General features: G+C 63.0%; 8 protein-coding genes and 1 pseudogene. 2 read left to right on the forward strand and 7 right to left on the reverse strand.

The genetic code is table 11. The annotated features are described in order from the left end of the window. Positions 1-186: 186 nt before the first annotated feature. Positions 187-585 (reverse strand): sulfatase-like hydrolase/transferase, encoded by a 399-nt coding sequence (locus tag E4Q23_RS20150; RefSeq protein WP_211203859.1) that lies wholly within the window; start codon positions 583-585, stop codon positions 187-189. A gap of 403 nt (positions 586-988) precedes the next feature. Between E4Q23_RS20150 and E4Q23_RS25360 the strand changes: the two genes are divergently transcribed. Continuing rightward, complete coding sequence (locus E4Q23_RS25360; RefSeq protein WP_272873723.1) at positions 989-1,522, forward strand: PEP-CTERM sorting domain-containing protein; 534 nt, start codon at positions 989-991, stop codon at positions 1,520-1,522. A gap of 934 nt (positions 1,523-2,456) precedes the next feature. Here E4Q23_RS25360 and E4Q23_RS20160 read toward each other — a convergent pair. From E4Q23_RS20160 to E4Q23_RS25365, 4 genes and pseudogenes are all read right to left on the reverse strand, one after another. After that, a complete protein-coding gene (locus tag E4Q23_RS20160) occupies positions 2,457-2,753 on the reverse strand; it encodes a transposase (RefSeq protein WP_169068293.1) in 297 nt (98 codons plus the stop codon). Further along, entirely contained in the window at positions 2,750-2,986 is a 237-nt protein-coding gene (locus tag E4Q23_RS20165) for a hypothetical protein (RefSeq protein WP_169068294.1), read from the reverse strand. The genes E4Q23_RS20160 and E4Q23_RS20165 overlap by 4 nt, the downstream gene beginning before the upstream one ends. Positions 2,987-3,173: 187 nt before the next feature. After that, positions 3,174-3,536 carry a hypothetical protein gene (locus E4Q23_RS20170; RefSeq protein WP_169068295.1) on the reverse strand — a complete coding sequence of 121 codons (363 nt, stop codon included), beginning with the start codon at positions 3,534-3,536 and terminating at the stop codon, positions 3,174-3,176. Between the two features lie 173 nt (positions 3,537-3,709). Next, positions 3,710-3,802 (reverse strand): annotated as a pseudogene (locus tag E4Q23_RS25365) (PEP-CTERM sorting domain-containing protein); the annotation flags it as partial. Between the two features lie 1,013 nt (positions 3,803-4,815). On the opposite strand from E4Q23_RS25365, the gene purL reads away from it, so the two are divergent. Next, on the forward strand, positions 4,816-8,886 hold the full coding sequence (purL, locus tag E4Q23_RS20180; RefSeq protein WP_169068296.1) for a phosphoribosylformylglycinamidine synthase: 4,071 nt from the start codon (positions 4,816-4,818) through the stop codon (positions 8,884-8,886). A 145-nt stretch (positions 8,887-9,031) separates the two neighbouring features. Here purL and E4Q23_RS20185 read toward each other — a convergent pair whose 3' ends face one another. Then, positions 9,032-9,820 (reverse strand): peptidylprolyl isomerase, encoded by a 789-nt coding sequence (locus tag E4Q23_RS20185; protein ID WP_169068297.1) that lies wholly within the window; start codon positions 9,818-9,820, stop codon positions 9,032-9,034. Positions 9,821-9,880: 60 nt separating this feature from the next. Beyond that, positions 9,881-10,241 (reverse strand): BolA family protein (locus tag E4Q23_RS20190; RefSeq protein ID WP_336511744.1); only part of this gene is annotated, 361 nt, incomplete at its 5' end.

A 10,241-nucleotide genomic window follows, 5' to 3' on the forward strand; every position in this document is an offset into this window, starting at 1 on the left:
GGAGAAGGGAGTTTCGGTGAGTCGCTTGCGCGACTTTCACATTAACGGTCATGACACGTGGAGACCACCCCAAATCATGAAAGTCATGACCGTTTCCCTCCTTCCCCTGCCCCTTCTCCCGCAAGGGAGAAGGGAGTTTCGTGAGTCGCTTGCGCGACTTTCACATTGAAGAAGGGCCTCGATGGGTTATGGGTTCGAGATCCTGGTCGGGATGCCGTTCTGTGCGAGCTGTTCGCTGATGCTGCCGTACAGCCCCTCGGACGACGAGCCCTTGCCTCCCCAGATGTAGAAGATCAGCGTGTTGTCGAGCTTGCCCTGGCGCTCGATTTCGGCGATCCCCTTGCCCGCCTTGTAGTCGGCGTGCTCGGCGAAGCCGGCGAAGACTTCCATCAGGCGCCGCTGGAACGCTCTCTCGGCCGCGGGGATCGAGCCCCACGACGCCATCGACGCCGGGCACGGCGCGAGCTGCGCGTCCTGCGGGATACAGCCCCTGGCCTTGGCGCGCGCGAAGGTGCGTTCGCGGTACTTGTCCCAGCCGTCGTCGGAAGATTCGGGGGCGGAAGATTCGGCGAAGATGCGGCGCAAGATTCGGGGACAGATCACGGTTTAGAACTGAGTTGCGGACGTCGTGAATGCGATCCTGGCTCCGGAAAACCCTGCTGCGCCCCCCGTTTCCCGCCTCCTGCGAACAGGTGTTCTTATGTCGACTAATTTTACACTGACAATAAGACATTTTTATTGTGGAATTTTCCCGCTCCGGAGGGCGGCTTCTAAGACCTTGAACAATAGACCTATTCGTGCCGAAAATGCAATGTGGCACGGTATGTGCTTACACGTCAGCACAGGATTGTGGCGAGACGGCAGCGCTATAGAAAAACAGCCGGGCGAAACCATCCTCAGCAGAGCGACAGGATTCAGCAAATTGCCACCTTGCGCGTGCAAACCCATTTTTTATGTCATTTTTTATACTTTCAACAGGAACAAGACAATGAAACCAGCCATCAAGAAACTCGCAGCAGCGTCAATTGCAGCTCTGTGCATGGGCGTTACCGCTCCGGCGAGCGCAATCACCCTGCTGGGAGAGGCACCCGCCTCGTCGGTGATCGTCGCGGCGGGCGGTTTGGAATGGGTATACGCCGCCCCGTGCGCCGGCGAGAACCCCAGTTGCGGAGTGGTGCAACTGCACCACGGCTTTCAGTTTGCGACCGATGATCAATGGAACGCCAGCTTCGCAAGCATCGTGGAGCTGGTAGCGGCGTTCACCAATGCGGACCTGTCGGTCAAGTGCGCTGCGACTTACTTCAGCACCGAACACGACCATTGCGACATCGGTGATGCGGAAAGTGGCTACGTCTGGCATTCCCCGCTGGCTCCGACTGATGATCACCGGAACAACCCGGCCGCGGAGACCTTCCTGGTCCGTGGTGATGATGGCGGAGCGGTCCCCGAGCCGGAGTCCCTCGCCCTTCTGGGCCTGGGCCTGGCTGGTCTGGCCAGCACACGCCGTCGCAAGACCGCCTGATCCAGTCGAGACTCTGACGACAACGGCAACCGCAAGCACGCGGTTGCCGTTTTTTGGCCGACGGCAAGGTCAGCAGCAGGCGGACTTTTGGCTTGAGCAGCACGTTCTGCCGGGTCTTGTTGAAGAACGGATAGGCGAGCGCCACGTGTTCGAGGTCAATGAACTGGACCTGCGACCGATAGGCCATGTTCGGGACTCCGTCGGCGTCGCAAGTGGCAATGAGCCCCGGGATCACGCTGTCGAAGCATTCACGGATGTTGGCGAGCAGCGCCTGCGACTGGCTGCTGCGCGCGGAGATTCGGCACAAGATTCGGGCACAGGCCACGGTTTAGAACTGCGTTCGGGATGTCGTGAATGCGATCCTGGCTGCGGAAAACCCTGCAGCGTCCCTGTTTCCCCGCTGCTGCGTCCCGTGTTTCCCCGAATTGGCGTTTCGTGAGGAAGGTGTGAAAGTTACCGTGGCCCGGAGCAGAAAGAGCGTCGCGTTCTTCAAGGAGGAGGCGGCAAAGCAGCATACGCAGTACCAACGCATGATTCGCCGGCTCATCGACGCCTAGGCTGACGCTTGGGCCACCCCTAGGGATTGACCGACCCGCAGGCAAGGCAAGTTGCTGCCATCACCCGATGAGTCGGGCTTCCACCCGTTGCATCGCGCGGGTTGATGGAGGAGCCCGATTTATTGGGTGATAGCGGCTACAACCCAAATCCCGCGATTGGAATTCTTGCCGACCGTACATGCCAGGGCTGTGGCATTCGCTGGATGCCTGACGGCGGGGAAGTTCCCGCGGCAGAGCGTGCTGAGTGTCGCCGAGGACACAATAGACGGGCTGCCGGATCCCAATGACCTGCTGACGCGAATTTTGGACGAGCCGCTCCTCGCGCGTCGCGGCGCGGAGGCATCTTTGGCGGGGTGTTGCGCGGAACCGGTCGCCGGCTATGGAGAATTTGCCACGGCCTGCGCGACGCTGCAGGTACGGATGCTGCGGAACAAGTCGACGGTGTCTGCGGCAACCTTCAACACCCATGACCCGGCATGGCGCACCACCTTGCCCGGCAGATGAGACAGACGCCAGCGGACGGTGGCAACTTGGTGGCGCTGCCGGTCGGTGCCCAGGGCGGCATGCTTGAACAGGACGAACAGGTTGTGGGCAATGACGCCGATGCGGAAGAACGCGGCGTTGGCGGCAAACTGTCCGCAGGGCATACGTTCCATGCCGAAGCCGATTTTCAACTCCTTGATCCGTTCGCGGAGGTCTCCCCGCGCTGGCGATACCAGATCAGGGTGTCTGCGGTTGATTCGGCGCGGTTGCTGACGATGACGTGATATTTCGGCGCGTCATCGAACAGTTCGGCCTGTCGCTTGTATTTGACGACAATCAGACGAAACGCTTTCCTGGTCTCGTTCATGCTGTGCAGCGTCTCGGCAACGGCGCAGTCGGCGTAGGTCTTCCAACAAACGACCACCGCCGGTCAACATCAGCACCAGCGGCGTCACCTCGGCACTGGCTTGATAGCTACGCCTCCTTTCTTCTCCAAATAGGTGCCTGTCTCGATAACATCACTCTATCCAAGATCAAGGCCTGGCGGGGCCTTCCGACTATCTATTCAGTTTGCATCGCGGAACCTCGGCGGCAGGGGATTGGGGGCGCCGTCAGGCTCGCTGCTTCGCTTTGTCAAAGCTGTCGAAGAGGCTGCCCCTGGCGCGTTGCATGGCCTGCGTAGCGGCCAGGTCGGTTTGTGAGCGTGCTTGTGCCTGCAAGGCCAGCAGCGTCACCCCGGGGTTCATCTGAAGCAAGTTTTTGTCGTACAGCTGGGCCAGGCACTCCAGGGGAGTTTTCACGTCCTCGTGCCGGTAACGCTTGACGATTTTGCCCTTGGGGCTGACGACCGCGGTGGCGAACAGGCAGGGGCGCGGCAGCTTGAGCCACGCATTGAAGGTTTTCTGATAGAAGGCATTGATCCGCTGTGCGAAGTACTTTGGGATCTGCTCATGGCCCCTGTGCTTGCGCACCACGCTGGCATTCTTGCTCTCGGCCAAGGCCTCCTTGTCCTTGCTATGACGCGAGCGTGATCTGGTCTGCTCGATACGCAGATTCTTGAGCAGCTTCGCGACCTGTTGCGCGTCCTTGAGCGGATTGGCGGCGACCCCGCCAGAGCGCTCAAGGAACTGCCCGCCTATTTACCAGTTCAGGCCGTCTTGCGGCGGCGCGTCACGCCCAACCCGGCGATAGCGATACCCAGCAACGCCAGAGAGGCAGGCTCTGGTACTGCAGCGTCAACCTTGAACGCGTAGTTCGTGTATTCCGTTCCTATCGCCCAATCACTGACATAGGCCGAGGTGTCGCCGGGGGTCGCATACAAGCCGCCGGTGCTGACTTCGAAAGTTTCAGCAACCTTTGTTCCACAAGGAAATGAACCGCCACAAGCGCCGGCCCAGGTGCTGACCCAGGTCAAGTGGTCGATGTTCGCAACAAGGCTGTCGATCGTCGAAATCACGTAATCAGAGGCGGCGCCACCAAACAGGAGAGCCGCGGCTTCCTGGCCGGTGTACGAAGGCGGAACGACCGTCCAGCTTGGACCGTCGTCCACTTGCCAACTACCTACATAGGTCGGTGCGGCAAAGACACTGCTGCAGGCGATCGTCGCGGCAATCGCCAAGCCGGTTCGCATAGCGGAAAATGAGTTCAACATGGGTATCTCCTGACAAAAAATTGAATCGAAGTGGGATCACGTCTGCCATCCCTGAAAAACTACTGCTACCGATCTCGTTGAACTCGGCAATCACTTGGCTACAAGTCAGTTACGTTTGACGACATAGACGCTCCGAACCGTGTAAAGCAAAATCGGGGCCAGAAACGACGCATCAAATTAAATGATATTAAATTAGTACAATGTGAACGGTCTGCCAGGCAAGAACATCTAAACAGTTGATGAATGTAAAATATTCCGACAAGCAGTCATGACTTCTCAGGAATGGCAAGGGGCTTCCAAGCTACAGTTGGAGGCGGCCGGCGTAGCCGCGGCCCTTGCGGCTGCCATCGACCTGAACCAGCCCTTCCCGGTAGAGCACCGTTGCCGGCTGGCCGCAAAAAACAGCAAAAGCCGTGTCAAGTCTGGCAAAGCGGCGCGGTGTTCGCCGGCACGGCGGGGCCCGGCCTTGAACAACGCGCCGGCCGCCGGCCGCGACAGTCGGAGCCCCTCCGCGGTCGGCTATAATCGCGGCTCCTCGCCGATCTTTCCTGGCGTCCTTTCCGCACGCAGCTTTGCCTGCCCTTCTCTGCAGCCCGCCCGCCATGGCCGATATCCTTTTTCTTCGCGGTGCCGCCGCGTTTTCGTCTTTCCGCTTGCAGGGTCTGCAGCAGCGCCTCGCGGCCGCCGTTCCTGGCGTCCCCGGAATACGCATTGCCGCTGCCGACTACTGGCACTTCGTCGCCCTGCACAGCGCGCTGAGCGACAGCGAGCGGCGGCAACTGGCAGTGCTGCTGGCAGAGCAGAGCGAACAGCCGGCCGCGGCCGCTGGCGGCGGCGAACTGTTCCTGGTCACGCCACGTGTCGGCACCATCTCGCCGTGGTCGTCGAAAGCCACCGACATCGCCGCGAATAGCGGCCTGCTCACCGTCGAACGCATCGAACGTGGCATCGCCTTCCGGCTCGATACCGGCAAGCGCACCTTGTCGGCTGCCGAGCGGGCGACGATCGCCGCCCTGCTCCACGACCGCATGCTGGAAACGGTGCTCGACGACTTCGCGCAGAGCGCGGAACTGTTCCGCCACTTCCCGCCGCAAGCGCTGACCAGTGTCGATCTGCTGGCAGGCGGGCACGCCGCGCTGGCCGCAGCGAACACGCGCCTGGGCCTGGCGCTGTCGGACGACGAAGTCGATTACCTCGTCGAACTTTTCCTGAAAGCGCAGCGCAATCCGACTGACGTCGAGCTGATGATGTTTGCGCAGGCCAATTCGGAGCATTGCCGGCACAAGATCTTCAACGCTGCGTGGGTGATCGACGGGCAGGCGCGCAGCGAAACGCTGTTCGGGATGATTCGCGAGACACACCAGGCGCACCCGGCGGGAACCGTCGTCGCCTACTCGGACAATTCCTCGGTCATCGAAGGCGCCAGCGTGCCGCTGTTCCACCCTGGCGCCGATGCTCGCTACGTCTGGCACGAGGAGCTAACGCACATCCTGGCCAAGGTCGAGACGCACAACCACCCGACGGCGATTTCGCCTTTTCCGGGGGCGGCAACCGGTTCCGGCGGCGAGATTCGCGACGAAGGCGCCACCGGCCGCGGCTCGAAGCCGAAAGCCGGCCTGTGCGGCTTCTCGGTCTCCAACCTCAACATCCCGAAGGCCTTGCAACCCTGGGAAGCCGAATCCGCCGCCTATGGCCGCCCGGCGCGCATCGCTTCGCCGCTGGCCATCATGCTCGAAGGGCCGATCGGCGCCGCCGCCTTCAACAACGAGTTCGGCCGCCCGAACCTGGCCGGCTATTTCCGCACCTACGAGCAGTTCACCGGCAGTGCCGCCAGCCCGGACGGTCGCCTGCTGCGCGGCTACCACAAGCCGATCATGCTCGCCGGCGGCGTCGGCAGTATCGCCGCCAGCCAGTCCTTCAAGTCTGAAACTCTGCCTGCCGACAGCCTGCTGATCCAGATCGGTGGCCCCGGCATGCTCATCGGCCTCGGCGGTGGCGCGGCCAGCTCGATGACCACCGGCAGCAATAGCGCCGATCTCGACTTTGCCTCGGTGCAGCGCGGCAACCCGGAAATCCAGCGCCGCGCGCAGGAAGTCATCGACCGTTGCTGGCAGATGGGCGCCCCCACCGGCGACGCTTCGGCCGCCGGCGATGGCAATCCGATTCTCTCGGTACATGACGTCGGCGCCGGCGGCATTTCCAACGCCCTGCCGGAACTGGCGCACGGCGCCGGCTGCGGCGCGCGCTTCGAACTGCGCGCAGTGAACATCGAGGAACCGGGGATGTCACCGGCCGAGATCTGGTGCAACGAAGCGCAGGAACGTTACGTGATGGCCATCGCGCCCGAGCGCCTGGCCGAATTCAGCGCCCTCTGCGAGCGCGAGCGTTGCCCTTTTGCGGTCGTCGGCGTGACCACCCGCGAGAAGCGCCTGGTCGTTGCCGACAGCCATTTCGGCAACCAGCCGGTCGATATGGACATGGAGGCGCTGCTCGGCAAGCCGCCACGGATGACACGCACGGCCACGCATCTGCCGCCACTGAGCGTGCCTTTCGACGCCACCGCAGTGGATCTCAGGGAAGCGGCCGCTCGCGTGCTGCGCCTGCCGGCGGTGGCCGACAAAACTTTCCTGATCAGCATCGGCGACCGCAGCGTCGGCGGCCTGACCGCGCGCGACCAGATGGTCGGACCCTGGCAGATACCCTGCGCCGACGTGGCGGTGACGCTGATGGCATTTGAAGGCTATCTCGGCGAAGCGTTCGCGATCGGCGAACGTACGCCGCTGGCAGTGCTCGATGCGCCGGCTTCAGGGCGCATGGCGGTCGGCGAAGCGCTCACCAACATCGCCGCGGCGGACATCGCCGCGCTCGCTGGCGTCAAGCTGTCGGCCAACTGGATGGCCGCCGCCGGTTTTCCGGGCGAAGACGCGCGCCTGTTCGACACCGTGCGTGCGGTCTCCGACCTCTGCCAGCAGATCGGTGTCGCCATCCCGGTCGGCAAGGATTCGCTGTCGATGCGCAGCGCCTGGCAGGAAGCAGGAAACGAAAAAACCGACGAAGAAGCGGGCCAGCATTCCGGCGCGCAAAAACAGGTCGTCTCGCCCTTGTCGCTGATCGTCACCGGCTTCGCACGGGTGCAGGATGCGCGCCGCACGCTGACTCCGCAACTGGTGCTCGATGTCGGCGACACCGACCTGCTGCTGATCGACCTCGGGGCTGGCCGCAATCGCCTCGGCGGTTCGGCGCTGGCGCAGGTGTTCAACGCCACCGGCAGTGAAACACCGGATGTCGACGACCCGGCCCGCCTGGTGGCTTTCTTCGGCGCCATCCGCAAGCTGGCTAGCGAAAACCTGCTCCTCGCCTACCACGACCGCTCCGACGGCGGCCTCTTCGCCACCATCTGCGAAATGGCTTTCGCCGCGCACTGCGGCGTCTCGATCGATACCGACAGTCTCTGCTACGACCCGCTGATGAATGACGTCGATGGCAACGAGAAACGCCCCGACCTGCTCGGCGGCCGTTCCTTCGAGCGGCTGATGGGCGCCCTGTTCAACGAGGAATTGGGCGCCGTGGTACAGATTCGCCGCGCCGAACGCAGCCCGGTGATGGCTATCCTGCGTGCCGCCGGGCTCGGCGCCTGCAGCCAGTTCATCGGCGCGCCCAATCCCTGGGACCAGGTGCGCATCATCCGCAATGCCAAAGCAGTGCTCGCCGAACCGCGCGTCGAGTTGCAACGCGCCTGGTCGGAAACCAGTTTCCGCATGCAGCAGTTGCGCGATAACCCGGAATGCGCAGAGCAGGCTTACGACCGCATTCTCGACGCCGCCGACAGCGGCCTGTCAGTGAGCTTGAGCTTCGACCCCGGCGACGATGTCGCGGCGCCAATGATCAACAGCGGCGCCCGCCCGCGCGTGGCGATCCTGCGCGAACAGGGGGTCAACGGCCACGTCGAAATGGCCGCCGCTTTCGATCGCGCCGGCTTTGCCGCCATCGACGTGCACATGAGCGACGTCCTCTCCGGCCGCGTCACCCTCGCCGATTTCAAGGGCGCCGTCGCCTGCGGCGGTTTTTCCTATGGGGATGTCCTCGGTGCCGGCCAGGGCTGGGCAAAAACGATCCTTTTCAACGCGCGTGCGCGCGACAGCTTCGCGGCATTCTTCGCCCGCCCGGACAGCTTCGCCCTCGGCGTCTGCAACGGCTGCCAGATGATGAGCGCGCTCAAGGAAATGATTCCCGGCGCCGACGCCTGGCCGCGCTTCGAGCGCAACCGCGTCGAGCAGTTCGAAGCGCGCTTTTCGCTGGTCGAAGTGCCCGCGTCGCCATCCCTCTTCTTTGCCGGCATGGGCGGCAGCCGGCTGCCGGTGGTCGTCTCGCACGGCGAGGGACGCGCGCTTTTTGCCTCGGCCGAGGAGCAGGCGCGCGCGCTGGTGGCGATGCGTTACGTCGACCCGGCCGGGCAGCCGAGCGAGCGCTATCCGGACAACCCGAACGGCTCACCGGCCGGCATCACCGCTCTCACCACTGCGGACGGCCGTTTCACGATCATGATGCCGCACCCCGAACGCGTTTTCCGCAGCGTCCAGATGTCCTGGCGCCCCGCCGACTGGGACGCGCGCGGCTGGCACGATTCACCCTGGCTGCGCATGTTCCGCAACGCGCGGCGCTGGGTTGACTAAGCCAGGCGTGTGACGTATCCAGATATGCCGGGATGGCCAGCGCGGGCCAGTCCGCCATCGTTTTCAGATGGCTGCCACCATTGAAAAAGGCGCCGGCAAAGCCGGCGCCTTTTTCTCCTTGCCTACGACATACGACAAAGGCGACTTACTGAATCTTCGCCTTGGCGCGCAGATCGATGACCAGTTTCTGGATCTGTTCCTGCTGCAGACGCTGCGCCAGTTGCTGCTTGATCTGGTCGAAGGGCGGCGGGGTCAGCGGACGGCTGTCCTCGAGCAGGATCACGTGATAGCCAAAATCGGTTTTCACCGGCGTCTCGGTAAACTTGCCCTTGGCCAGGCCGGTAACCGCCTCGCCGAAAGGCTTGACGTAGTTGGCCGGGCTGCTCCAGCCGAGGTCGCCGCCTTTCTCGCGTGAGCCGGGATCCTTGGACTGCGTGGCCAGGGTTTCGAATTTGTCGCCCTTGTTGAGGTTGACGATGATCTGCTTGGCATCCGCTTCCTGCTCGACCAGAATATGGCGCACCTTGTATTCGGTACCGCCCATCTGGGTTTTGACGCGGTCATACGCGGCCTGGAGCTGCGCGTCGCTGATCGGGTGCTTCTTGATGTAGTCCTGGATGAAGGCGCGGATAAAAATTGCCTGCCGCGCCAGATCGGCCTGGGCAGCGACATCGGCCTGCTTGTCGAGGCCCATTTTCTTGGCTTCCTGAGCCAGCAATTCGCGGCGGATCAGTTCTTCCTTGATGGCGTTCTTCAGCTCGGGCGTCGCGGCGGTGCCCTGGGCTTCCTGTTCGGCCAGGAAGGCGTTGCCGACGCTGTCGGAAATGGCGACGCCGTTTACGGTCACCAGGGTGCCGCTCTTGGCCGCCACCGCCGGCAAGGAAATCATGGCGCCGAGCAGCAGTGCGCTAGCCAGCTTGGAGAGGTTGTGCATGTCTGTGTCCTTCTGTGGGTGTGAGTTTTGAATTCTTTGGGGGGGGTGAAACAAGCGCGATCAGGAATCGATCGCCGACGTCAAGGCCGCTTCCTCGGGAGTCATCGCCCTGATGCTCAGGGCGTGAATCGCACTGCGCAGCAGATCGCCAAGGGCCTCATGAACCATGCGGTGCCTGGCGACACGGCTGTGACCGAGAAAGGCCGGCGAAACAATCAACAAGCGATAGTGGGCGCCGCCGCCGCGGGCACCTTCGTGACCGGCGTGTCGAGCCGAGTCGTCGATCAGTTCGCAACGCTGCGGAAGCAGCACGGCCAGGCGCTGCTGGATGACCGCTTCCCGCTTGGCGGCCGCATACTGATCGCTCACGCCGGCAGCGCTTTCTTGAACGGCTTGACGCTGACCGCCTGGTAGACGCCGC

Source organism: Candidatus Accumulibacter phosphatis (assembly GCF_012939955.1).
Classification (GTDB): domain Bacteria; phylum Pseudomonadota; class Gammaproteobacteria; order Burkholderiales; family Rhodocyclaceae; genus Accumulibacter; species Accumulibacter delftensis.

Bases quoted from the DNA above. Each gene is read 5' to 3' on its own strand.
- E4Q23_RS25360 (WP_272873723.1), top strand. From the start codon at position 989: ATGAAACCAGCCATCAAGAAACTCGCAGCAGCGTCAATTGCAGCTCTG.
- purL (WP_169068296.1), top strand. From the start codon at position 4,816: ATGGCCGATATCCTTTTTCTTCGCGGTGCCGCCGCGTTTTCGTCTTTC.
- E4Q23_RS20185 (WP_169068297.1), bottom strand. From the start codon at position 9,820: ATGCACAACCTCTCCAAGCTGGCTAGCGCACTGCTGCTCGGCGCCATG.